The organism is Paractinoplanes pyxinae (assembly GCF_026626335.1).
Classification (GTDB): domain Bacteria; phylum Actinomycetota; class Actinomycetes; order Mycobacteriales; family Micromonosporaceae; genus Actinoplanes; species Actinoplanes pyxinae.
In genome coordinates, this window is sequence record NZ_JAPNTZ010000006.1 from 22012 (window position 1) to 45016 (window position 23005).

23 protein-coding genes are annotated in these 23005 nt (G+C 69.9%); 12 read left to right on the forward strand and 11 right to left on the reverse strand.

The window, feature by feature from the left end; genetic code table 11:
* The first annotated feature begins 168 nt into the window (after positions 1-168).
* The 3 genes from OWR29_RS17260 (at position 169) to OWR29_RS17270 (ending at position 3965) form a co-directional block, all read left to right on the forward strand.
* Entirely contained in the window at positions 169-1641 is a 1473-nt protein-coding gene (locus tag OWR29_RS17260; protein WP_267563905.1) for a hypothetical protein, read from the forward strand.
* A gap of 189 nt (positions 1642-1830) precedes the next feature.
* Positions 1831-2451: a hypothetical protein gene (locus OWR29_RS17265; protein ID WP_267563906.1), complete on the forward strand. Its 621-nt coding sequence runs from the start codon at positions 1831-1833 to the stop codon at positions 2449-2451.
* Complete coding sequence (locus OWR29_RS17270) at positions 2451-3965, forward strand: glycosyltransferase family 2 protein (RefSeq protein ID WP_267563907.1); 1515 nt, start codon at positions 2451-2453, stop codon at positions 3963-3965. Before OWR29_RS17265 ends, OWR29_RS17270 begins: the two co-directional genes overlap by 1 nt.
* A 9-nt stretch (positions 3966-3974) precedes the next feature.
* Here OWR29_RS17270 and OWR29_RS17275 read toward each other — a convergent pair whose 3' ends face one another.
* From OWR29_RS17275 to OWR29_RS17290, 4 genes are read right to left on the reverse strand one after another with little or no spacing between them, the layout of a single operon-like run.
* Positions 3975-4598 carry a MarC family protein gene (locus OWR29_RS17275; protein WP_267563908.1) on the reverse strand — a complete coding sequence of 208 codons (624 nt, stop codon included), beginning with the start codon at positions 4596-4598 and terminating at the stop codon, positions 3975-3977.
* Positions 4599-4604: 6 nt separating this feature from the next.
* Entirely contained in the window at positions 4605-5852 is a 1248-nt protein-coding gene (locus tag OWR29_RS17280; RefSeq protein ID WP_267563909.1) for an arginine deiminase, read from the reverse strand.
* Between the two features lie 18 nt (positions 5853-5870).
* Complete coding sequence (locus OWR29_RS17285) at positions 5871-7280, reverse strand: basic amino acid/polyamine antiporter (protein ID WP_267563911.1); 1410 nt, start codon at positions 7278-7280, stop codon at positions 5871-5873.
* 19 nt (positions 7281-7299) lie between these two features.
* The gene (locus tag OWR29_RS17290) at positions 7300-8358 is read right to left on the reverse strand and encodes a S1C family serine protease (protein WP_267563912.1); all 1059 of its coding nucleotides are present in this window, start codon (positions 8356-8358) and stop codon (positions 7300-7302) included.
* A gap of 98 nt (positions 8359-8456) precedes the next feature.
* Here OWR29_RS17290 and OWR29_RS17295 point away from each other — a divergent pair, with 98 nt between their 5' ends.
* Complete coding sequence (locus OWR29_RS17295; protein ID WP_267563913.1) at positions 8457-9413, forward strand: methyltransferase; 957 nt, start codon at positions 8457-8459, stop codon at positions 9411-9413.
* Positions 9410-10480 (forward strand): carboxylate-amine ligase, encoded by a 1071-nt coding sequence (locus tag OWR29_RS17300; protein ID WP_267563914.1) that lies wholly within the window; start codon positions 9410-9412, stop codon positions 10478-10480. Before OWR29_RS17295 ends, OWR29_RS17300 begins: the two co-directional genes overlap by 4 nt.
* 161 nt (positions 10481-10641) lie before the next feature.
* Here the strand turns inward: OWR29_RS17300 and OWR29_RS17305 are convergent, their stop codons facing one another.
* Positions 10642-11283 (reverse strand): TetR/AcrR family transcriptional regulator, encoded by a 642-nt coding sequence (locus OWR29_RS17305; RefSeq protein ID WP_267563915.1) that lies wholly within the window; start codon positions 11281-11283, stop codon positions 10642-10644.
* 50 nt (positions 11284-11333) lie between these two features.
* Between OWR29_RS17305 and OWR29_RS17310 the strand changes: the two genes are divergently transcribed.
* Positions 11334-12251: an NADP-dependent oxidoreductase gene (locus OWR29_RS17310; RefSeq protein ID WP_267563916.1), complete on the forward strand. Its 918-nt coding sequence runs from the start codon at positions 11334-11336 to the stop codon at positions 12249-12251.
* Positions 12252-12254: 3 nt separating this feature from the next.
* Here OWR29_RS17310 and OWR29_RS17315 read toward each other — a convergent pair whose 3' ends face one another.
* Positions 12255-12758, reverse strand: a complete 504-nt coding sequence (locus OWR29_RS17315) for a cupin domain-containing protein (protein ID WP_267563918.1) — start codon at positions 12756-12758, stop codon at positions 12255-12257.
* Positions 12759-12827: 69 nt separating this feature from the next.
* On the opposite strand from OWR29_RS17315, the gene OWR29_RS17320 reads away from it, so the two are divergent.
* On the forward strand, positions 12828-13727 hold the full coding sequence (locus OWR29_RS17320; RefSeq protein ID WP_267563919.1) for a hypothetical protein: 900 nt from the start codon (positions 12828-12830) through the stop codon (positions 13725-13727).
* On the opposite strand, the gene OWR29_RS17325 is transcribed toward OWR29_RS17320, so the two are convergent.
* From OWR29_RS17325 to OWR29_RS17335, 3 genes are read right to left on the reverse strand one after another with little or no spacing between them, the layout of a single operon-like run.
* Positions 13720-14313 (reverse strand): GNAT family N-acetyltransferase, encoded by a 594-nt coding sequence (locus tag OWR29_RS17325; RefSeq protein ID WP_267563921.1) that lies wholly within the window; start codon positions 14311-14313, stop codon positions 13720-13722. The two genes, OWR29_RS17320 and OWR29_RS17325, sit on opposite strands and share 8 nt — an antisense overlap.
* A gap of 5 nt (positions 14314-14318) precedes the next feature.
* Complete coding sequence (locus OWR29_RS17330) at positions 14319-15203, reverse strand: MerR family transcriptional regulator (protein WP_267563923.1); 885 nt, start codon at positions 15201-15203, stop codon at positions 14319-14321.
* 48 nt (positions 15204-15251) lie between these two features.
* Positions 15252-16259, reverse strand: coding sequence for a LacI family DNA-binding transcriptional regulator (locus tag OWR29_RS17335; protein WP_267563925.1), 1008 nt, complete (start codon positions 16257-16259; stop codon positions 15252-15254).
* A gap of 72 nt (positions 16260-16331) precedes the next feature.
* Between OWR29_RS17335 and OWR29_RS17340 the strand changes: the two genes are divergently transcribed.
* Genes OWR29_RS17340 through OWR29_RS17355 form a run of 4 tightly spaced genes read left to right on the forward strand, consistent with a single transcriptional unit; the run spans position 16332 to position 20665 of the window.
* The gene (locus OWR29_RS17340) at positions 16332-17444 is read left to right on the forward strand and encodes a phytanoyl-CoA dioxygenase family protein (RefSeq protein WP_267563926.1); all 1113 of its coding nucleotides are present in this window, start codon (positions 16332-16334) and stop codon (positions 17442-17444) included.
* A gap of 9 nt (positions 17445-17453) precedes the next feature.
* Positions 17454-18842, forward strand: a complete 1389-nt coding sequence (locus OWR29_RS17345; RefSeq protein ID WP_267563927.1) for a M20/M25/M40 family metallo-hydrolase — start codon at positions 17454-17456, stop codon at positions 18840-18842.
* A gap of 36 nt (positions 18843-18878) precedes the next feature.
* Positions 18879-19421 (forward strand): hypothetical protein, encoded by a 543-nt coding sequence (locus OWR29_RS17350; protein ID WP_267563928.1) that lies wholly within the window; start codon positions 18879-18881, stop codon positions 19419-19421.
* Between the two features lie 50 nt (positions 19422-19471).
* The gene (locus OWR29_RS17355) at positions 19472-20665 is read left to right on the forward strand and encodes a glycosyltransferase 87 family protein (RefSeq protein ID WP_267563929.1); all 1194 of its coding nucleotides are present in this window, start codon (positions 19472-19474) and stop codon (positions 20663-20665) included.
* Here OWR29_RS17355 and OWR29_RS17360 read toward each other — a convergent pair.
* Positions 20619-21404: a type VI immunity family protein gene (locus tag OWR29_RS17360; RefSeq protein WP_267563930.1), complete on the reverse strand. Its 786-nt coding sequence runs from the start codon at positions 21402-21404 to the stop codon at positions 20619-20621. The two genes, OWR29_RS17355 and OWR29_RS17360, sit on opposite strands and share 47 nt — an antisense overlap.
* A 103-nt stretch (positions 21405-21507) precedes the next feature.
* Between OWR29_RS17360 and OWR29_RS17365 the strand changes: the two genes are divergently transcribed.
* A complete protein-coding gene (locus OWR29_RS17365; RefSeq protein WP_267563931.1) occupies positions 21508-22212 on the forward strand; it encodes a hypothetical protein in 705 nt (234 codons plus the stop codon).
* Positions 22213-22234: 22 nt separating this feature from the next.
* Here OWR29_RS17365 and OWR29_RS17370 read toward each other — a convergent pair whose 3' ends face one another.
* Complete coding sequence (locus OWR29_RS17370) at positions 22235-22984, reverse strand: SDR family oxidoreductase (RefSeq protein WP_267563932.1); 750 nt, start codon at positions 22982-22984, stop codon at positions 22235-22237.
* Positions 22985-23005 lie beyond the last annotated feature (21 nt).

Here is a 23005-nt window from a genome sequence, read left to right on the forward strand (position 1 = left end):
CGCGCCAGCCATCATACCCCCGGCCTGTGACACCGGCCGTTTGTCCGGTTTCCGACCCGCGCGTCCCCCGCGATACTGACTGGCGCCTATGCCCCGCCGCCGTCAGGAGCACCCGTGGAGCCCGACCCTCGAAACATCGAGACCTCGGTCCACGACAGCCGTGGCATCGTGATCGGCACCGGCAACACGCAGAACAACTACGCCGCCTTCGAACCGCTCGATCTCGGGCTCATCGGCCGGTCCTCCCCTCGCGCCGCCGCCAACCGGATCAAGCAGATGCCGATCGACGACGCCCTGAAGATCGTGGCGGCCGCTTCGGCCGAGGACGCGGCGGCGGTCCTGGGAATGCTGCTCAACTCGGATGACGACTTCTCCGTCGCGCTCGTATCCGAGATGCATCCGGGACTGGCAGCGGCGCTCCTGGACGAGGGCGGTCCAGCACTTGCGGCTCTGCGCGACGTGCCTGTCGCGGCCGAGGCGATCTGCCGATGCCACGACGAGCGGAAAATCCTCGGTCTCGAGAGCGACATCGTGCGCCGGGCGGCCAGTTCGCCGCGGGGAACCGCCGGCTTCTACCGCGTTTTCGCCGAGGGCGTCGTTCACTGGTCGAAGCAGACCGGCGCCCAAGCTACGTATGAGCCCTTCTCCTCGTTCCACCGCGACAACGGCGGAACTGGCGGTCGGCTCGGGTTCCCGCTTGCCGAGGCTGAAGTGGTGAGTGCAGCGGGCCGCCCAGCGGGAGAGGCGACCCGGCAGGACTTCGAGTCGGAGAGCGCGGACCCGGCCGGCCACGCGTCTGTCTACTGGACCGAAGAACACGGCATGTTTGCCACGTGGGGCGGCATCGGTTGGCACTATCAGCGGCGAGGTGGAGCGGACCGCTTCGGCTTCCCAGTGGGTCCCGAGGTTGCCGCAGGTCCGTCGCGCCGGCCCGGCGACGGCGACAGCGGCTGGATTCAGCCGTTCGAGAAGGCCAGCATCGTCTTCACCGATGCTGTCGGGGCCATCGAGATCTGGTCCCCGATACGCGAGCACTTCGACGCCCTCGACGGCGTGACCGGCCGCCTCGGCTTCCCACGTGGGAAGTCGCACGCCGCGGGCCGTTCACCGCAAGGCACCGAAGGCAGGTTTCAGCGTTTCGAGGGTGCATGGGACTACCCCGAAGACCTGGTGGCCGCTTGCATCGGCTTCGACCGTCCGGGTGGCGCCACCATTTACACGTCGGTTCACGGCACGTACAAGGTCGACGGCGGCATCGGCATTCTCTACGAGCGCATGGGTGGCACCCCCGGCTGGCTGGGCTTCCCGACGGAAGACTCACACCGGCCCCAGAACGACTCGCCGACGGCGGACAACCAGCGCCGAGTGCAGACCTTCGAGGGCGGCGCCATCTATTGGAGCCCCGAGCACGACGCAGTGGCCGTGCGGGGCGACGTGCTGGCCCTGCTCCACCCCGAGCCGCCCGTCAACTTCTTCGCTCAGCTCCACCTCGGCTTTCCGACGCATCCTGAACAGCCGATCGCCGACGGCCCCGACATGATCCAGTTCTTCGAGCACGGCCTGATCACTCGCCGAGCGGACGGCATCAAGGTCTGGCAGACCGTAGCCGGATCTCATGGCTCGCAGCCCCCAGCACCCTGACGGTCGAGCCTCGACCCATCGCTAGGTGTGCCTTCATTCTGCCAAGGGCCACCGACATTTTTTTGAGCGCTGCGAGCTACCGAAAAGAACCCGGGACGAAACCTTCAAGCGCGGACCTCCTCGAACCGATGAGGAGTCGAGCAAGCGCGGGCGTGCCGCGCTGGTCGAAGAAGCGAAGGGTTCCCCCACGTGCGCCTCCCCCGAAGCGTGGCGGCCGGACTGGCCGCCGCCGTACTGTGCGGCAGCCTGACCGGCTGCAGCAGCCTCAAGCAGCTGACCAGCAGCAGCAAGCCGCTGGCCGGCGCCAGTTCCCCCAGCGCCTCCCCCACCCCGTCGGCGTCCCCCAGCGCCGTCGCGGTCAAGCTTCCGGTCCGGGCCAGCGGCCCGCTCGACACGGGCACGGTCACCCACAGCCTCAAGCAGGGTGCCTTCTCGGTGAAGCTGACCTACTGGACCTCGGACAACGCCAAGCTGTACAGCGCCGAGACGCTCAAGACCATCAACGTCGCGGCCCACGTCGAGGACGCCGACAGCACTCACCAGATCACCATCAGCACGTTCCAGGTGGTCCAGGACGACGGCACCAAGCGGGTCACCGCCGCCACCGACAACGGCAAGTTCGACGTCACCCCGCCCTACCCCTACAACACCGTGGTGACGCTGCCCGCGGCGACGACCGGAGCAACGACGCTCACGCTCACCATCCGGCTGGACCTGCTGGTCGAGACCGCCCCCAAGTCGGGCAGCTACTACCGCTCGACCGCCCTCGACACCCTCACCCTCCCGCTGCTCACGAATGGTGCCAACTGATGACCGAGTCCAGTCCCGGGCTGCGCCGGGCCACCGACCGCCAGATCCTGCTGCCCCGCAGCGCCAAGGCCGGGCCGCTGGCGCTGCCGCCGGCCGTGCCGCAGCTGCACGAGCTCGAGGCGGTCGAGACGATCGCCGGTGAGATCGCGGCCGCGGCCACCAGCGCGACGCCGCGCAACGCCACCATCAGCTGCATCATCCCCTGCTACAACGAGCAGGACACGATCGCCGACGTGTTGACGAGCCTGCTGGCCCAGACCCGGCTGCCGGACATCATTCACGTGATCATCAACAACACCGACGACGACACCCCCGAGATCGCCCGCCGGTTCGAGGGCGTCCACACCCGTACGGTCAAGGGTGAGGAATTTGTGACGTCGGTGCACGTGCATGACATGGGCGTGAACCCCGACAAGAAGGTCGGCGCGCTCAACTACGGCTACTTCCTGTCGCGCGGTTACGACTACATCCTCGGTGTCGACGGTGACACCACCCTGGCCCGCGACGCCGTGGAGCGGCTCGAGCTCGAGATGACCGACGACCCGCGCATCGGCGGGCTCAGCGCCATCTACAGCATCGACAAGAACCGCAAGGGTCTGATGGCGCGGTTCCTGGTGGCCGGCCAGCGCGCCCAGTTCGCCGCGTTCAACATGGACAACCTGCTGCGCGGCCGCAACATGGCCGTGCTGGGCGGCCAGTGCTCGCTGTTCAACATGCGCGCGCTCGAGACGGTCATGGTCCGGCACTACCAGCAGGCGCCGTGGGTCCGCGACAGCGAGGTCGAGGACTCGAAGCTGTCGCTGCAGATCAAGGACGCCGGCTTCAGCACGAAGATCAGCGCCACCGCCCGCGCGTACGTCGGTCCGATGACCAACCTCCGCGCGCTGCACGGCCAGCAGGTCAAGTGGAACTTCGGCGCCATCGACCTGTTCTGGCCGGGTCAGCGCGGCGACAGCAAGGGCCAGCCGCTGCACCCCAACCTGCGGCTGCGCTGGTTCGAGAACATCTCGATGGCCTTCAACATCATCTCGCGGCTGGGGTTCCTCCTGCTGCTGGTGGCCGCCCTGTCCATCGACGCCTTCGTGTTCAACCCGATCTGGCTCATCCCGCCGGCCATCGCCATGCTGCTGAACCTGCGGCTCGCGTTGTCCATGAAGGACAAGAGCGCTTCCGACATTCTCTACGCCGCGCTCTTCATCCCGGCCGAGCTGTACATGTTCGTGCGGATGGGGCACTTCGTGTCGGCCTGGGCGCAGTTCCTGGCCAAGACCGACCAGGACAACTGGGCGGCCCAGGCCAACGCCGAGAAGGGCAAGGGCTCGGCCTACGTCATGCCGCTGGTCGTGCTGCTCGCGATCGTGGCCGGGGCGACCTTCGCCTGGACCCAGCAGAGCGTGGGCGTGCAGTCGGCGATCCTCTCGCTCGGCTGGCCGATGCTCTACATCGCCACCATCGCCCAGTCCGTCTTCATGCTGCGCAAGCTGGTGCGCCGCCACCGCGGCTTCGCGGTCTGACACCGGCGGTCACAAGGCGGCCTGTACGAGGTCGGTGAACCCGTTGGCCAGCAGGATCACCGCGATCGAGGTCAGCAGGATGCCGGCCACCCGGTCGAGGATCATCCCGATGCGGGGCGAGACGCGCCGCTCGACATGTCCCGAGAGATAGAGCGTCACCCCGGTGACGACGGCGTAGGCGAGAGCGGCGAGCGACAACCACAGTCGCTCGCCGTTGTCGTTCGCCTCGGCCGACGCCGCCACCCCGAAGGCGAAGGTCGTGCCGCCCACGGTCAGCGGGAACGTGAGCGGCGTGAAGAGAACCGACCGCCACGGCACGTCGCGCACCGGCGCGTCCGGCGACTCGACCGGTACGGTCCCCCGCATCAGCGGCACGGCGGCCAGCAGCAACGCGATGCCGCCGGTCGCCGTCAGCGCCGCCGTGCTGATCCCGAGCAGCACGAGCAGCGGCTCGCCGACCCAGATGGCGACCAGCACGAAGACGACGACGTTGATCGTCAGCCCCGACGCCAGCCGCAGTTGCTCACTTCCCGAGTAGGGCCGGACGATCGGCAGGTACGACGCCAGGGCGGCGACCGGGCTGTAGAGCGCGAACAACGCCAGGAACAGCACCAGCGCGCTGTGCTCGGTCATCGGCGGTCAGAACGTCACGGCGTCGCGGATGAGCGGGCAGGTCATGCAGTGCCCGCCGCCCCGGCCCCGGCCGAGTTCGGCGCCGACGATCGTGATGACCTCGATCCCGGCCTTGCGCAGCAGCGTGTTGGTGAGCGTGTTCCGGTCGTACGTGAAGACCTTGCCCGGTTCGAGGGCGACCGCGTTGTTGCCGCTGTCCCACTGCTGGCGCTCGGACTGGTAGACGTCGCCGCCGGTCTCGATGACCCGCAGCTCCTTCAGGTTGAGCGATTCGGCCACGACGTCGACGAACTTCCGGTCGCCCTCGTCGGTGCACTCGATGCCGTGCGCATTGTCGCTGGGCCGCAGCGAGAACGAGTGGATGCCGTCCACGATGGCCGGGTACAGCGTGGCGACGTCCCGGTCGGCGAAGGTGAACACGGTGTCGAGGTGCATGGCCGCGCGCAGCTTGGGCATGCCGGCCACGACGACCCGCTCGGCCGCGCCCTGGTCGAACAGCGCCTTGGCGACCTGGGTGATGGCCTGGCGGGAGGTGCGCTCGCTCATGCCGACCAGCACGACCCCGTTGCCCACCGGCATCACGTCGCCGCCCTCGAAGGTGGCCAGGCCCCAGTCCTTCTCGGGGTCGCCCCACCACACGGTGGCGCCGGCGAAGTCCGGGTGGAACTGGTAGATCGCCTTCATCAGCAGCGTCTCGTCGTGCCGCGCGGGCCAGTAGAGCGGGTTGAGCGTGACCCCGCCGTAGAGCCAGCACGTCGTGTCCCGGGTGTAGAGGGTGTTCGGCAACGGCGGCATCAGATATTCGCGTACGCCGGTCGACTCGCGCGCCAGAGCCACGTACCCGGAACGGAAGTCGGCCGGCAGATCCGAGGTGGCCAGTCCGCCGATGAGGTAGACGGCGAGCTCGCGCGGCGTGAGCGAGTCGAGGAAGGCGCGGGTGTCGTCGACCAGCCCCAGGCCCACCTCGTTGGGCACGATCTTGCGGTCGAGCAGCCACGCCTTGGCGTCCGGGAGGGCCATCGTCTGTTCCAGCAGCTCGTGCAGCTCGACCACCTCGACGCCGCGCTCGCGCAGCTTGTTGACGAAGTCGGCGTGGTCGCGCTGCGCGTTCTCGACCCACATGACGTCGTCGAACAGCAGGTCGTCGGCGTTGGTGGGAGTGAGCCGGCGGTGGGCCAGACCGGGCGCGCAGACGAGCACCTTGCGCAGCCGGCCGACCTCGGAATGGACGCCGTAGGGGGTGGATTCGGTCATGGTTGGGCTCCCAACGGTTCAGATGGAGATCCAGCCCGCGGCGAGCGCCACGATGCCGACGACCGCCCCGGCGACCGAGACGGCCAGGATGATCAGTTCGCGCGGCGAGAAGAGCCGGCGACCCTGCTCACGCCGGGCCATGACGAACAGGATCGTGGCCGGGGCGTAGATGATGAACGAGATGAGCACGAACTTGAGGCCGGCCGCGAAAAGCAGAAATATCGTGTACGCGGTGGCGATGAGCGGGATCGTCAGGGCCCGGCCGCGGCCCAGTTTCACCGCGTAGGCCGCCGCCAGCAGGAACGGGATCAGGCTGAGGGCGCTGGTGAGGTCGAGCGCGAAATTGAAGGCGTCCTCGGAGAAGTACGTGATGACCAGCACGACCTGAATGAGGATCGTGGTCAGCAGCAGCGAGTTGAACGGCACGTCGGCGCCCTTGGTGCGGCCCAGGAATCGCGGCATGTCGTCGTCGCGGGCGGCCACGTAAAGCACCTCGGCCGCCATCAGCGTCCACGCGAGATAGGCGCCCAGCACCGAGACGATGAGGCCGACGCTGACCAGCACCTTGCCCCATTCGCCGAACGCGGCTTCGAGTACCCCGCCCATCGACGGCTGCCGCAGCTGGGCGATTTCCTGATAGGGCAGTACGCCGTACGAGACAATGGTGACCGAGGCGAACACGGCGAACACACTGAGGAAGCCGAGAACCGTCGCCCGGCCGACGTCCTCCCGCCGGGCCGCGTGCCGCGAATAGACGCTGGCCCCCTCGACCCCGAGGAACACGAAGACGGTGACCAGCATGGTTCCCCGCACCTGGTCGAACAGCGAACCCAGATCGCTGCCGCCGCGCAGATTGTCGGCGAACACCTGCGGGTCGAGTGCGAACAAGGCGAGAAAAACAAAGGCGATGATGGGTACGAGCTTGGCGACCGTGACGATCCGGTTGATGACCGCCGCGTCCTTTACCCCGCGCTGCACCAGATAGAAGAACGCCCACACGCCGATGGTCGAACACACCACGGCCAGAACGGTGTCCCCTTCGCCCAAAGCCGGGGCGATGGTGCCGATCGTCGACATGATGAGCACCCAGTAGGTGACGTTGCCGACGCACGAACTCGCCCAGTAGCCGAAGGCCGAGAAGAAGCCGAGATATTCGCCGAAACCCGCTTTGGCGTACGCGTAGACGCCCGCATCCAGCTCGGGCTTGCGTACGGCAAGGGTCTGGAACACAAAAGCAAGCATCAGCATGCCGGCGCCCGCGATCACCCACGCGATGAGCGAGCCCAGCACCGCCGTTTCCTGCGCGAACCGCCGCGGCAGCGAGAACACGCCCGCCCCGACCATCGACCCGACGACCATCGCCGTCATGGTCATCAGGGTCAGTTTCTGCGGCGTGCTGACCGCCGGCACGGTGTCGGTGGTGCCCACGGGCTGTTCTCCCCTCGGCTCAGAGCGCAGAGACTGGAATAGGCGCCGATTGCTTCTTGCCGTCCCGCACGTATGTCACCTGGACCGACTGGCCGGGGCTGTGCGCCCGCACCGCGACCAGCATCTCGTCCACGCTGTCGACCGGCTTGCCGCCGACGTCGATGAGCACGTCGCCCTCGCGCAGACCGGCCCGGGCCGCGCCCATCCCCGGCAGGGCCTGGTCGATCAGGGCTCCGCGGGGCAGCCCGGTCGCCCGGGCCATCTCGTCGGTCACGGTCACGGCGAGCACGCCGATGCTGGGGTGGGTGACCTTCCCGGTGCTGATGAGCTGGGCGGCCACCGAGCGCGCGAAGTCCATCGGGATGGCGAAGTTGAGCCCGATGCTGCCGCCCCCGCCGCCCGGCACCTGCGCCCCGGCCGAGTTGACGCCCACCTGCCGGCCCGAGCAGTCGACCAGCGGGCCGCCGCTGTTGCCCGGGTTGATCGCGGCGTCGGTCTGCACGGCGTTGACCAGCGCGCTCGGCTGCCCGCCCTGCCCCACGTCGACGTACCGGTTGAGCGCGCTCACCACGCCGGCGGTGATCGTGCTGCTCAGGCCGAGCGGCGACCCCGCGGCCACCACCGGCTGACCGATGACCAGGGCCGACGAGTCGCCGGCGGCAATCGGGGTGAGGGTGGCTCCGCCGGGCGCGACGCGCAGCACGGCCAGGTCGGTGCTCGGATCGCGCCCGACGACGGTGGCCGGCACCCCGGCGGCGCCGCGCGCGAAGTCCACCGTGATCCGGCCGCCGGCGGCCGCCGAGGAGATCACGTGGTCGTTGGTGAGGATGTTGCCCTCGCGGTCGAGAACCGAGCCCGACCCCAGCCCCGAACCCTCGGCCCCCGCCACCTGGATGGTGACCAGCGACGGGAAGACCCGCCCGGCCACATCGGTGACGTCGCAGCCGGTCGCGGTCTGCGCGACCGCCGCCGGCTGGTCACCGGGCGCCCACCAGGCGCCCAGCAGTCCACCCACAATCCCGGACGCCAGGCACAGCGCGACCGCCCCGGCGATCAACGTCCTGGTTTGTGTGCGCACGACGCCGAACGTCCCACACGGCAAGGGGGCCGGACATCCTCCGGAACGGAGGAGTTCGGCCCGGATTAATCGGGCGATCGAAGGGAACACGGCGCCCCATGACGACGACCGTGGCCGATCATTTGACCGGAACCGATCAGGCGCTGCTGGAGCTCGGGGAGACACTGAAACAGGACGGCTACTGCTTCACCACGACCACACCGGCCACCCACGAGCGCGTCAACCGGCGTACGGGGAACGCCGTTGCCCGCAGCAAGCGCGACGTCTTCGGCTGGAGCCGGCCGTTCGTCCCCGGCCTGCTGCCGGCGCCGATCATCGACCTGCTGCGGGCGGCCGACGCGGTCGACACGAGCGGCGAGCTCTGGCGTAGCCGGGTGCGTTTTTCCTCGTACGACGGAGAGCTGTTCGTCCACTCGGCGTTCCCGACCGACGCGCCCGACTCCGTGTTCTTCGGCCCGGACACGTATCGCATGGCCGACGCCGCCGCGGCCTGCGCGAGCAGCCGGCCCGTCCGGCGGGCGGTGGATATCGGCTGCGGCACCGGTGCGGGCGCCATCACGGTGGCCAAGCGGGCGCCCGGGGCCGAGGTGCTCGCGGTCGACATCAATGACAACGCACTGCGGTACGCCCGGATCAACGCCGCCCTGGCCGGTGTCCGCGGCCGTGTCCTTCCCTGCCCGAGCAACCTGCTCGACGACGTCGACGGCTCGTTCGACCTGATCGTCTCCAACCCGCCGTTCATGGTCGACCCGGCCGGACGGACGTACCGCGACGGCGGCGGCCCCGAGGGCAGCGACCTCTCGCTGCGGATCATCGACGTGGCGGCGCAGCGGCTGGCCCCCGGCGGCTCGCTCGTGCTGTTCAGCGGGTGCGGCATCGTCGACGGCCACGACCCGCTGCGCGAGGCGGCGGCGGAACGGTTGAGCGGCACGGACCTGACGTGGTCCTATCGCGAGGTGGACCCGGATGTGTACGACGAGGAGCTGGACGGTCCGGCGTACGACCGGGCCGAGCGGATCGCCGTGGTGCTGCTGAGCGCCACCCGTCCGCGATGACCCCGCTGACCCTGGGGGTCGAGGAAGAGTTCCTGCTGCTCGACCCGGACAGCGGTGAGAACGCGCCGATGGCCGAAAAGGTTCAGACCGAGCTGCCCGCAGAGCTGCGCCACCGGCACCGCCGCGAGTTCCGCCCGAGCATGGTCGAGATGGTGACCGACGTCTGCACGACCCTGGACGAGCTGCGCGAGCAGTTGCTGACGGCCCGCCGGGCGACGGCCGCGGCGGCCACCCGAACCGGGGCCCGGCTGGTCGCGCTGGGCGCCACCCCGGTCGCCGAGCCGGTGCGCGAGCCGGTGGACGACGTCCGGTTCCGCAAGATCGTGGACCACTACGGCCCGATTGCCCGCGACCCGGCGGTGTGCGGCTGCCACGTGCACGTCGGCGTGCCCTCCGCGGCCGAGGCGGTGCGGATCTGCACACGTATGCGGCCGTGGCTGCCGGTGATCCAGGCCCTGGCCGTGAACTCGCCGCTGTTCCTGGGCGCGGACACCGGCTACGCCAGCTGGCGGTCGATCCAGCTCGACCGGTGGCCCAGCCTCGGACCGTGGCCGCACCTGGCCTCGGTGGAGGACTACGAGCGTACGGTGGAAGCGCTGATCGCCTCGGGCGAGATGATGGACCACAGCATGCTTTTCTGGTTCGCCCGCCCGTCGGCCACCTTCCCCACCGTCGAGGTGCGAGTGGCCGACGTCTGCCTGTCAGCCGCCGACACCGTGCTCATCGCCGCGCTGGTCCGGGGCCTGGCCGACACCACCCTGCCGGCGCCGGTCGTGCCCGACGTGGTGCTGGAGGCGGCCCACTGGAACGCCGCCCGCCAGGGAGTCGAGGGAACGCTGCTCGACCCGCGCACGGGCCGCGCCCGCCCCGCCTGGGACCTGGTCGCCGAACTGCTCGACCACCTCACCCCGTCGCTGCGCCGCCACGGCGACCTCGACACCGTGACCGCCGAGCTCGACCGCATCCGCCGCGAGGGAACCGGGGCCACCCGCCAACGACGCCTGCTCGAAGACCTCAGCGTCACCGCCGCCCTGAAGAAGGTGGCCGAGGCGACCCTGGCCGAATGACGCAGGCTCAGGGGCGAGCCCGGCCACCGCCTCCACCGGGCGAAGGCCGAAGAGTTTGCGGTTTTCCCGCGGCCCGGTCACGTGCTGCTCCCCAGAATGGTTGGACCTTTGAGTCCAACTATGGCACAGCACTTCCGGCTAGACGGGCTTTGAGTTGGACTCTATAGTCCAGTTGTGTTCGCCTCGAAGGTGTGGACGTGGGTCAGCGCCATGTCCAGGGCCACCCGCATGGGTTCCGCGTCGTGCGCTGTCTGAGCCAGCAGGTAGCCGCCCTGCACGGCGGCCATCACCGCCACCGACAGCGTCGCCGGGTCGGTGCCGGGGCGCAGGGTGCCGTTGTCGCGCATCCGCCGGAAGCCGTCGGCGAGCAGCTTCTCCCAGGTGGCGAAGTGGCCGGCCAGCGCCTGACGGGCGGCCTCGTCGGTGTCGGACAGCTCGGCCGCGAGGGTGCCGATCTCACATCCGTAGGCGCCGCTGCGCAGCTCGTTGCGTTGCAGCACGGCGTCGCGCCAGCGGCGCAGCCCGGCGAACGAGCTGACGCCGCGCAGCAACTGTTCCTGACGGTCCAGCACCACGCCGGCCTGGTGGGCGACGACCGCGCGGACCAGGTCTTCCTTGGCCGCGAAATGGTGGTAAAGCTGGGACTTGCTGGTGCCGCTGGCCAGCCGAACCTCGTCGAGGGTGGTGGCGGCGACGCCCTTGGCCGCCATCAGCTCGGCGGCCGCCCGCACGATGCGTTCCCGGGTGGCCGCACCACGGGCGGTCAGCCGGGCGCCCTCGTTCCTGACCGGCGGGTCGACCACGGCCGCCAGGCTACCCGACCTGCGAGAAATTCGACCGAGGAGACGATCTTGTGAAAGCGATCGTGGTGACCGATCAGGCGGCCGGAAAGGCCGGAATGACGCTGGTGGAGCGGCCCGAACCCGCCCCGGCGATCAACGACGTCGTCGTCGAGGTGCATGCGTCGGGTTTCGTCCCGACCGAGACGGACTGGCCCTCGACGTGGACCGATCGGGCCGGCCGGGACCGGACCGCGCCGATCCCGGGGCACGAGGTGGCCGGCGTGGTCAGCGCCCTGGGTTACGGCACGACGGGCCTGTCGCTGGGGCAGCGGGTGTTCGGCCTCACGGACTGGCATCGCGACGGCACCCTGGCCGAGTACGTGGCCGTCGAGGCCCGCAACCTCGCCCCGCTGCCGGGCGATGTGGACTTCACGGCCGGCGCGAGCCTGCCGATCTCGGGCCTGACCGCCTGGCAGGGCCTGTTCGACCACGGCCGCCTGCGAGCCGGGCAGAGCGTGCTCGTGCACGGGGCCGCCGGCGCCGTCGGGACGATGGTGTCGCAGCTCGCCCGGGAGTTCGGCGCGTACGTCATCGGCACCGGGCGGGCCGCCGACCGTCAGAAGGCGCTCGACTTCGGCGCCCACGAGTTCGTCGACCTCGAGAACGACACCTTGGAGGATGCCGGCCAGGTCGACCTGGTCTTCGACGTCATCGGCGGGGACATCCAGAAGCGATCGGCACGTCTGATCCGGGCGGGCGGGACGCTGGTGTCAGTCGTCGGGCCGCCCGAGGCCCGGCCCGAGGACGGCCTGGCTGTCGACTTCGTCGTCGAGGCCGACCGGGCCCAGCTGACCGAGATCGTCCGGCGCGTCCGCGACGGGCGACTGCGGACGAACATCGGCACTGTCGCCCCGCTCGACGAGGCCGTCGCGGCCCTCAACCCGACCGGCCGGATCAAGGGAAAGACGATCATCAGCGTTCGCCAGTGATGTCTAGGCCTTCAAGCCGTACCGTTCGATGATTCCCGGCAGCCACTCGGCCTCGCCGAACTGCAGGCCGTAGCGCTCGGCGAGGTCGCCGCCATCGCCGGCCGCCGACGGTCCGGCCGCGATCAACTCCGCCACCTCGCGGAAGAAGTGCTCGAAGCCGGCCGGGCTGATGATCTCGATCATCCGGGCCGGCGCCGGGCCGGCGTTCCACATCGCGTGCAGCTCGCCGCGCGGCTTGGCGATGTATCCGCCCGGCCCGAGAACCACCTCGCGGTCGCCCGAGCGGAAGCCGATCTCGCCCTCGGTGACGATCGAGTACTCGTCCTCGCGGGTGTGCCGGTGCGGCGTCACCAGCGCGCCGACCGGGAACGGATGCTCGACGACGGCCAGCGCGCCGCCGGTGTCCTCACCCCACAGCTTGAAGTGCACGCCGATGTCACCGAGCTCGCCCACGCGCCCGCCGCCCGGCGGCACCACGGTCAGCCGCGCCGGCTCCGATGTCGTCATGCGATGTGCCTACCGCATCCCGCGACCGCGCGTCTGCAGCCCCGGGAGCGTCGTTACGGTTTCGTGGGAATGACTCGAGTGGCGGCGCTCGCCTCGATCGCGCTCACCGTCGGTGCTATCGCCGGCTGTGCGCGGCCCGCCGTCTCAGATGTGCGCACCGACGGGGCCGAGGTGTACTCCGATCTGGTCGGCCGGATCTACGGCACCGCCGAGCAGCGGGACGCGGGTAAGGAGCGGCAGCACTACGCCTGGCAGGCCGCGCTGGGCGCCTGCATGACCAGCAAGGGTGTCCCCTTCACGGCTCCCGCGTGGACGCCTGGGTCGTCAACGGCCTCGGCAGTGTCCCCGGGTGACGTGCTGGCTTTCTCGCCACGCCGCGACGGGTACGGCATCGCGGGCCGCGTCATTGACATGGCCAAGGACGGCCCGCCCGGCAATGCCGCGTTGGACAAGCTCACCGGCCACGCCCGCGCGCGGTGGCTGAAGGTTCAGAAGGAGTGCAACCCGGCCACCACCGCGACCGAGGAGCAGCATCTGTCCGAGGGCATGATCCCGCTCGACACGAAGTTTGTCCCCGAGCTCTTTGCGATCCAGGAAGAGCTGGCGCCGACCCTGCGCAGTGACTACACCGCCTGCATGGCGAAGGCCGGCCTGCCCGGCGTCCAAGAGCTCGCGGACGCGTACGGCTGGGCCACCCGGAAGTTCCCGCACCAGGCGCTGGCCGCCGACGTGAAAGACCCGGCCGCCGTCCAGGGCTTCGCCGAGGCGGCCGCCTTCGAGAAGCAGGTCACCGCCGCGGACTGGAAGTGCCGCGGCGCCGAGTCCACCCGAGTGATCGCGGCCAGCGGCGCCCGGCTGAGCGCCTGGGCCACCGCCAACCGCGCCGAGATCGACAAGGTGGCCGTGCAGTGGGCGAAGATGCCCGCCGCTCGAGACGCCGCGAAGGCAAGGGCCATGAAGATCAGCTAGCGGGGGCGACCGTCTTCACCATGACGCAGTTCTTCAGGCCCTTGGGCCGGTCGTAGGCGAAGCCCAGCCGCTCGTACAACCGCCGGGTTCCGTTGTAGAGGAACGACGACGACATCTTCTTGGTCTGGTCGGTCAGGTCGTGGGGATAGCTTTCGACCCGTCCGCCACCGGCCCGGGCGATCAGGTCGAGCGCGCCGGTGATGGCCAGCTCCGTCACGCCCTGCCGGCGGTGGCGCTTGTCGACGAAGACGCAGGTGATCCGGTAGTCGGGGTCGGCCGTCTTGGTGGCGTCGTACTGCTTGCGGTGGTGCAGGGTGGGCAGTTCGGCCGGGGTGCCGTACTCGGCCCACGCGATGGCCTCGTCGCCGTCCATCACCAGGGCGGCGTGCGCCTTGCCCTGCTCGACGTAGGCCTTCTTCAACGCCCGGTTGGCCTCCGCCCCCTGCCCGCGCTCGGGCCCGTCGGGATGGAACCAGATGCACCAGCAGCCGCCGAAGATGCCGTTGTGCCGCTGCACCAGCGCATCAAAGGCGAGCCACGTCTCGGCGCTGAGCGGCGCGATGGTGTACGACGACTCCGTAGCCATGCCGCTCACGGTATGCGATTTCGAGGGTGCTGGGTGAGCCAGCGCATGACGTCGAGGGGGTGGGCGGCCGGGTCGGGAATGGGGTGGAAGACGTGCTCGACCACGTCGTCAGTGATGACCAGGGTCAGGCGGTCGTAGAGGGTCATGTCGGCTGTGGTCAGGGTGGGCAGGCCGGCCGCGGCGGCCAGGGTCAGGCGGGGGTCGGGAATCAGGGGGTACGGCAGGCGCAGGCGGTGGGCCAGCTCGCGCTGGTAGCCGGTCGACTGGGCCGAGAGGCCGTAGACGCGGGCGGCGCCGGCGGCCAGGATCTCGGCGTGGTGGTCTCGCAGCCAGATGGCTTGATCGGTGGTGCCGCGGGCGCCCGCCACCTCGAGCAGGCCGCGGGGCAGGTCGACGCCCGGGCGGCCGGTCAACGGATAGACGAATACGACCGTACGGCCGGGACCCAGATCGCCCAGATCGACCGGGCGGCCGTCGGTGGCGTAGAAGCGCAACGCCGGCAGGCGCACCCCGAGCAGGGAGCCGGCCGCGGGCGGGCCGGTCATCACCTGTCGTGCGGCGGCGTCGATGCGCGCGTCGAGCGCGTCGCGCTGGGCGGTCAACTCGCCGATACGCTGCTGCAATCCGCGGACCGTGCTGCGGAACGTGGCCACGGCGGCCGCGCACACGTCGTCGCCGTTGCCGATCGACTCGACGAACGGGCGGGTCTCCTCCACGCTCAGGCCCAGGGCCATCAGCTCGCGGATCTGCGCGACCTGGCGTTCGGCGACCGGCTCGTACTCGCGGTAGCCGTTGCTCAGGCGGCGCGGCACGACCAAGCCGGCCGCCTCGTAGTAGCGCAGCGCGCGCACCGTCGTCCCGGTTCGCCGCGCCAGCTCACCCACCCGCATGCCGCGACCCTAAACCCGTACCCCAAGGTCCGGGTCAAGGTTTGTCGGTCAGAACTCGACCGGCGGGGCGTTGTGCGGAGTGATCACCTGCACGGCCGACGGGTTGGTGCGAATAGGGCCGGGCAGCAGCCCGTGCGCCTGCAGAATGGCGTGGCAGGCGCGGCGCAGATCGGTGCGCAGGTCGTGGTGCAGCACGGCGGACAGCTTGCGCGCACGCAGCAGGGCCGTGTTCTCGCGGTCGAGGTCGTGGGCGATGAAGACGTCGTACGAGTGATCGCGGAATGCCTCGACCACTGCCGCATTGCCCCCGGCCCCGGCATACAGCGAATAGATCGCCCGGATCGCCGGGTTCACCGACAGAAGAGCGTCAAGTTCCCGCCGTACGGTGTCAGCCTTGTCGCCGTCGTCGGTGACCTCGAGGATGCGGCGGCGGGTCTCGGCGCGGAAGCCGGCCTCCCGCTCGTCCTCGCCCCGGAAAGTGCCCCGGCCGCGCACCACGAGCACATCGCCGGGGCGGCCGGCCAGCCACTGCTCGATCAGATAGGCGGCGGTCGCACCGGCCGCGTGGTTGTCCAGACCGGCGTACGTGATGCGTGGGCTGCCCGGCAGGTCGGTGACCAGCGTGACCAGCGGCACCGGCAGACCCGCGGCGGCGGCGACGATCTGCGGGTGGTCGGGAGCCTTGAGGATCACGCCGTGCGAACCGTTGCGGCCGGTCCGATTCAGCACTGACGCGACCTCGCGTACGGAGGAACCGTCGAGCAGATGGAAGCGGGCGCGCAACACCGCCGGGCGCAGGGCGGGCAGTTCGGCCTCCATCGCCGCGCGGATGGCCGCCGAGAAGCGCGGAGGCGCCTGCACGACCACGTCGATCAGCAGCGTGCGACCGGCCAGGCGCACCTGGTCGCGCTGCCGGTCGAGGTCGGCGATGGCCTGGCGCACCTCGCGGATCGTGCTCTCGCGGACCCCGGCTCGGCCGTGCAGCGCCCGGTCCACAGTGGCCTGGCTCAGGCCGGCCTGGACGGCGATCTCCCGGATCCGGTAGGGGTGCTTCATGCGTACACGATGAGGGGGTTTTGAGGGGTTCTCAAGGGCCCGCGGCGGCGCCCGGCGACCTAGCGTGACCCCATGACAACCTGGTTCACCGCCGCCGACTGCGACCTGGACGACTTCCGGGCGGTCTGCGAGCAGAAGACGGAACTGAGCGACTACCCGCACGCGGCCGACGTCGTCGACAACGTGCTCATCTATCCCGGATCGCTGCCGGACACCCGCGAGATCCAGGGCGAACTCATCCGGGCGCTGCGTGACGGGCCCGGCATCGTCGTCTTCACCGGGGCCTTCGAGCCGGAGGTGGTCGACCGCGCGACGGCCGTGTTCGCCTCGATCATCGAAGAGCAGAAGGCTTCCGGCGTACGCGGTGGGGACCATTTCGCGAAGCCGGGCGCCAACGACCGGGTGTGGGGCGCGCTCGACAAGTTCGCCCTGCGCGACCCGGCGGCCTTCGCGGCGTACTACGACAATGCGACGCTCGCCCTGATCTGCCGGGCCTGGCTGGGTCTCGGCTACCAGGTGACGTCGCAGGTCAACGTGGTCAACCCGGGCGGCCAGGCGCAGGTGGCACACCGCGACTACCACCTGGGCTTCATGTCGCAGGAGCAGGCGCTGCGTTACCCCGCCCATATTCACGCGCTGTCACCCGTGCTGACGTTGCAGGGCGCGGTGGCGCACGTCGACATGCCGATCGAGACCGGGCCGACGCTGTATCTGCCGCACTCGCAGAAGTACCCGGCCGGGTACATCGCCTTCCACCAGCCCGAGTTCACCTCGTACTTCAACGAGCATCACGTGCAGCTGCCGCTCAAGAAGGGCGACGCCGCCTTCTTCAACCCGGCCCTGTTCCACGGCGCGGGAACCAACAGATCTTCCGACGTACGCCGGATGGCCAACCTGCTGCAGGTGTCCTCCGGGTTCGGCCGCGCCATGGAGACGGTCGACCGGGCGGCCGTGGTGCGGGCCCTGTACCCGGTGCTGCGCGACTTCGGCGGCTCGGTCGAGAACGTGATCGCCGCTTCGGCCGAGGGCTACGCGTTCCCCACCAACCTCGACCGGGACCAGCCGATCGACGGGCTCGCGCCGCCGACCCAGGCCGATCTCGTACGGCGGGCTGTCGCCGAGAAATGGGAGGCCAGCCGCTTCGAGGAGGCCCTGCGGTCGTATGAAACGGCGCATACCGGGTAGTCCGCAGCCGTGCGCGACTACCTTGACCAGCACCGCGACGAGCTGGTGAACGAGCTGATCGACTGGGTGCGGCTGCGCTCGGTGAACGGTCTTCCGGAGAACGAGCCGGATCTGATCCGCTCGGCCAACTGGCTGGCCGCGGCGCTGCGGGCGACCGGGTTCCCGACCGTCGACGTGTGGCGGATCGAGGGCGCCCCGGCCGTGTACGCCGAATGGTGCGAGGCGCCGGGGGCGCCGACCGTGCTGATCTACAGCCACCACGACGTACGCGTGACCGAAGATCACCAGTGGGAAGAGACGGCGCCGTACTCGGCCGTGGAGCGCGACGGCTATCTCTACGGACGCGGAACCTCGGACGCCAAGGGTCAGGTGCTCAGCCACATCTGGGGAATCCGCGCCCACCTGGCCGCCACCGGCCGCACGGCGCCGGCGGTCAACCTCAAGCTCGTGATCGAGGGCGAGGAGGAGAGCGGCTCGGCCCACCTCTCCGACGCCCTCGACCAGCACCGCGAACGGCTCGACTGCGACCTGGTGCTGTTCAGCGACACCCTGACCTGGCGGGCCGACCACCCCGCCCTGTGCACCAGCCTGCGCGGCATGGTGAGCGCCGAACTGCGCGTCCTGGGCCCGCTGCGCGATGTGCACAGCGGCGCGGTGTCCGGCCCGGCGGTCAACCCGGCGATCGAGCTGTCAGCCCTGATCGGCGCGCTGCACGACGACCAGGGCCGGATCACGTTCCCCGGCTTCTACGACGACGTCGAGGAACTGACCGAGGCCCGGCGGGCCGAACTGGCGGCGCTGCCCTACAGCGACGAGGACTGGCTGGCCCGCTCGGAGACCAGAAGCATCGGCGGCGAGCACGGCTACACGGTGCTGGAACGCTTGTGGGAACGCCCCGCCATCGAGGTGATCGGCCTGCTGGCGGGCGACCCGACCGGCCTGCCCCGCGCTGCCGTGCCGGCCGTGGCCACCGCGCGCCTGAGCATCCGTACGGCATCCGGCCAGCGAGCCGCCACCGTCGAGAAGCAGCTGCGCCAGTGGGTGGCGTCCCGCCTGGACGACCGTTTCGCCTACGACCTCACGGTGGCCGAGCAGATCTCGCAGGAGCCCTACCGAACGCCGCAAGACCTGCCCGCCCTGGCTGTGCTGGCCGCCGCCATGGAGGACGGCTTCGGCCGGCGCCCCGGCCGCATGGGCAACGCCGGCGGCGGCCCGGCCGAACTGCTCAGCCGCAAGCTGGACGCCCCCGTCCTCTTCTTCGGCATCGGCCTGCCCGAAGACCGCTGGCACGACGACGACGAACGAGTCTCCATCCACATGCTCCTGAACGGCGCCGCCACCCTGGCCCACTTCTGGCACCGCCTGGCCGACGACGCCGCCACCCGATCCGAGGCGTGACCGCGCGAACGTGCCGTTGTCTGGCATCGTGGGGACGTGCGAGATGGGCGGTCGTGGCCGCTGATCATCGGGTTGTCGTCAGCCGCGGCCTTCTGGGTGGTCGGCGGGGCGCTGCTGCTGGCGTCCTGGCGCATCGGCGTGGGGGCGGAGCGGTCGCGCGAGGCTCCGACCTGTGCGCACGGTCAGCTGCTGACCGGGGCGGATTGCCGGGCCGAGGTAGCCGGCGAGGTCACCAGGTTGACCAGCACCGAGATGGACGTGACCGTTGACGGGCACAGCGTCCGCGCGCACGTCACGATCAGCGGGCAGCTCCCGAGCTCCCCTCCCGCCATCCCGGTGGAGGTCACCCTCTACCGGGGCCATGTCATCCATGTCGAGAACAATGCGAATCTGAACGTGGACACGGACGCGGCGCCGAGCACGAGGTCGGAGAACTACCGCAATTTCGGCTTCTGCTTCGTGGTTTTCGGGGCTGCAGTCGGAGTTTACGGCGCGGTCAAGACCGTCCAGGACCGGGACGAGTCTCTTGAAGACCCGCCGTGGCCGGTCGTGGACGGAGGGACCGGCGCCGCCCGCTAAGGTCCGATCATGAGGTTGTTTCTGGACGTGCCCGTCCGGCGTCTGTTTCGGTGAGGCAGTCGCGCGGGCTGCGGGGGCTCGGGCCGGTCGTGGCCGTGATCGTCGCCGCGGGCGTCGTGGCCGGGGTGGTGGCCTGGGCCGAAGTGCCCGCGAAGCTGAGCGTGCACGGGGAGTTCGTCGATCTTTCCGTCTACCGGTACGGCGGGCGGCTGGTCCTCGACGGTCTGCCGCTCTACGGGTCCCGTGACCCGGACACCGCTCTGCTGTTCACCTATCCGCCCTTCGCGGCGGTGGCGATGGTGCCGCTGGCGCCGCTTCCGTTCTGGCTCGCCACGGCCTTGTGGACGGCGGCGTCGGTCGGCGCGCTGGCCGGGGTCATCCGGCTGGTGGGGCGCGCGCTCGGGCGTCCCCTTCCGGGGTGGCCGGCCGCGCTGCTGACCGTGGGGGCGCTCGCGCTGGAACCGGTTTGGCAGAACCTCACCTTCGGCCAGATCAACCTGCTGCTGATGCTGGCCGTGCTCATCGATCTGGTTCACCCGGAACGGCGCTGGTCCGGCGTGCTCGTGGGGGTCGCCGCCGGCGTGAAGCTGACCCCGCTCGTGTTCATCGTGCTGCTGATACTGGTCGGTCGCCGGGCCACGGCGGGACGGGCGGTCCTGGCCTTTGCCGGCACCGTCGCGGTCGGGTTCGCGGTCGTCCCGGGCTCGGCCAAGGCGTACTGGACCGAAAATCTCATTTCGGCGGGCCGGGTCGGTCCCCCGGAACTGGCTCACAACCAGTCGGTGTTCGGTGCGCTGACCCGGCTGCTGGACGCGCCCTCGTCCACTCCGCTGTGGCTCGCCGTCGCCGGGCCGGTCGCTCTGGCGATCGTGGTCGTCGGCGCCCTGTGGTGGCGCCGTGGTGACCGCGTACTCGGCACGGGCCTCGCGGCGCTGGCCATGTTGCTCGCCTCGCCGGTCTCCTGGTCGCACCACTGGGTGTGGGCCGTGCCCATCGGGCTGGCCCTGTGGACGTACAGCCGGTGGGCCAGCATCGTGTGGACCGCCGTGTTCCTGGCCCGCCCGTTCGTGTGGCCGCCGTGGGGAGAAACCCGCGAGTACAGGTGGGGCCTCATCGAGCACATCGCCGGCAACGCGTATCTGCTCGCCGCGCTTGCCCTCTGCGTCTGGGCGGCGGTGCAACTTCATCCCCTGCGGCTCAGCCTGCTTCGGGCACGCTCGCAGGATCAGCCGAGACAACGATGACGGGAGGCCGCATCGGTGATCGGTACGCCGTGAACGGCTCGCCCGGCGGCAGCAGCGGGGCGAGCACCCGGAACGCCGGCTCGGCCGTCTGCTCCGTGTAGTCCTGCAGGTTGTCGGTGACGAGCAGGCCGACCCCTCCCCGCTCCAACTGCCGGACCTGCGAGAAGGCACCGGTCGCCCGCAGCGTGTCGGCCCCGCCCACCCGGTCCGCGAGCTCCTGGGCCAGGACGGTCAACCAGCTGTAGCCGCGCAGCGTCTCCCGGCAGCGTCCGATCGTGATCGCCGGATTCCGGCGCCACTTCTCCGGCGTACGCGGTTGGGTCGTCTCCTCGACGACGGACTTTCCCCGGTCGTACGAGTAAGTCACTTGGCCGTACCCGGGGTCGACCCGATCGGCGAACGAGAACACGAAGTCCACCCAGCGCTGTTGCATGGTGATGAACTTCGACCGGTTGACAGTTGCCCGGAGTTGCACCCATCCGGGCGACTCCGCGTAAGTGGCGACGTAGCCGTTGAAGCTGGCGCCGACCATCATGCCGGTCTTGTCGAGCCGGCCCGTGATCAGCTTGAGGTTGGCCGGCAGCTCGGCCACCTCCGCCCGCAGCCACTGCCGGCCTTCCCGCGACGCGACCCGCTTGGTGGTGACCCGCCGCGGACCGTCGCCCAACCGTCGCGACACGGTGATCTCCCCGAAGCCGGCGCCGACTTCTTGCACGGCCGCGGCGGGGTCGGCGCTCACCGGCCGCGAACCTTATCGCCCCGATCACTGCGGCGCGGCAACCTCCGCATCGAAATTCTCGGTCCGAGCCCCGCCCGAAGCCGCCATCCGGAATTCTGGTGAGATGACGGATTCCGCCGGCGACGCCTACCCATCGACTCCCGCGAAGAGGCGCCGAAACGTGTGGAAGACCGCGGCGCGCAAATATGCGATCCCGATTCTTCCCGGTGAATGGCAGGTCCTGACCGCGACCCTCATCCTCCGTCCATTCGGATTCATCGCGCGCGGCGTCGGGGCCAACGACCGCACCCTCGGCATAATTCTGGAACCCCTCTTCATGCCCTTGGACTACGAGCCGGCGGCGTGGACGGTGGCGCCCGGCAGCTACGTCCCCGGCGTCTTTCCCTATCACCGCCTGAGCTTCCATGAGTCCGAAGCTGAGAAGTACATGCACGACTTGGCCGGCGCCGTCGTCGAGACCGTTCTCCCCTACATCACCGAGAACGGGAGCTTGGAGGGTTACTTCGATCTCTGCCGGCGCTACAACGCCGATCATCCGAACCAACTCGGCAATCCGCACATTCTCTACCGCCAGGCTGCTACCGCCGTCATCCTCGAACGCCCCGAAGACGCTGAACGGGCGGCCCGTGCGGTCCAAGAGGCAATCGATGCTCATCCGACCGATGATCGCGACTGGGTGCGCAGGCTGCATGAGCAGGCCGGCGCCTTTCGCAATCGTCTGATCGCTGATCCGGCAGCCCTCAAGGCGGAGCTGATTTCCGGAATGGACGAGCAGAAACGCCGCCGCAAGTTGCCGCTTTCCGGATAGCACGCCGAACTGGCGAGGCGTTTCAGTCGGTGGCGCCGAAGACCTGTTGGTCCCAGTCGAGGATCGAGCCGGTCACCACTCCGCTGCGCGGGGAAAGCAGGAAGACGACGAAGTCGGCTATCTCGTCGACCTGGGCCAGCTTGCCCATCGGCAGCTTCTCGGCCGCCCTTTCCCGCCAGTCGTCGTCCGCGTTGTGGAAGCGGCGCTGGATCTGGTCTTCGCCCTCGGTGTCGGTCCAGCCGATGTCGAGGCCGTTGATGCGGATCCGGTCGAAGCGGTGGGCGTGGGCGGCGTTGCGGGTGAGGCCGGCCAGCCCCGCCTTGGCCGCCACGTAGGGGGCCAGGTACGGCTGGCCGCCCAGCTCGGACGACGAGATGATGTTGACGATCGTGCCGGGGGCGCCGCGCCGCAGCATGTCCTGGACGGCCGCCTGCATCAGGAAGAACGGGCCGCGCAGGTTGACCGCCACGTGTTCGTCGAACAGCTCCGGCGTGGTGTCGAGCAGGGTGCCACGCGTGGTCAGGCCGGCCGCGTTGACCAGGCAGTCGATCCGGCCGTGGCGGTCCACGGTGGCCGCGACGGCTGCTCGCCCGCTTTCCACGTCCGAGACGTCACACCGTACGAAATAAGCCCCCGACCCAGCCGGCGCCCGCCTCCCGCTCACCACGACCGACGCGCCTTCGCGCAGCGCCGCCGCGGCGATGCCGGCCCCGATGCCTCGCGTGCCTCCGCTGACCAGCACGACTTTGTCGCGCAGAAGGTGACCGTCCATCCCTGCAGAATCGGGCCGGCG

Coding starts and splice junctions, on each gene's coding strand:
- OWR29_RS17365 (WP_267563931.1), top strand. CDS start 21,508: ATGACGGATTCCGCCGGCGACGCCTACCCATCGACTCCCGCGAAGAGG.
- OWR29_RS17320 (WP_267563919.1), top strand. CDS start 12,828: ATGACTCGAGTGGCGGCGCTCGCCTCGATCGCGCTCACCGTCGGTGCT.
- OWR29_RS17300 (WP_267563914.1), top strand. CDS start 9,410: ATGACCCCGCTGACCCTGGGGGTCGAGGAAGAGTTCCTGCTGCTCGAC.
- OWR29_RS17270 (WP_267563907.1), top strand. CDS start 2,451: ATGACCGAGTCCAGTCCCGGGCTGCGCCGGGCCACCGACCGCCAGATC.
- OWR29_RS17325 (WP_267563921.1), bottom strand. CDS start 14,313: ATGGCTACGGAGTCGTCGTACACCATCGCGCCGCTCAGCGCCGAGACG.
- OWR29_RS17315 (WP_267563918.1), bottom strand. CDS start 12,758: ATGACGACATCGGAGCCGGCGCGGCTGACCGTGGTGCCGCCGGGCGGC.
- OWR29_RS17340 (WP_267563926.1), top strand. CDS start 16,332: ATGACAACCTGGTTCACCGCCGCCGACTGCGACCTGGACGACTTCCGG.
- OWR29_RS17335 (WP_267563925.1), bottom strand. CDS start 16,259: ATGAAGCACCCCTACCGGATCCGGGAGATCGCCGTCCAGGCCGGCCTG.
- OWR29_RS17275 (WP_267563908.1), bottom strand. CDS start 4,598: ATGACCGAGCACAGCGCGCTGGTGCTGTTCCTGGCGTTGTTCGCGCTC.
- OWR29_RS17370 (WP_267563932.1), bottom strand. CDS start 22,984: ATGGACGGTCACCTTCTGCGCGACAAAGTCGTGCTGGTCAGCGGAGGC.
- OWR29_RS17295 (WP_267563913.1), top strand. CDS start 8,457: ATGACGACGACCGTGGCCGATCATTTGACCGGAACCGATCAGGCGCTG.
- OWR29_RS17330 (WP_267563923.1), bottom strand. CDS start 15,203: ATGCGGGTGGGTGAGCTGGCGCGGCGAACCGGGACGACGGTGCGCGCG.
- OWR29_RS17280 (WP_267563909.1), bottom strand. CDS start 5,852: ATGACCGAATCCACCCCCTACGGCGTCCATTCCGAGGTCGGCCGGCTG.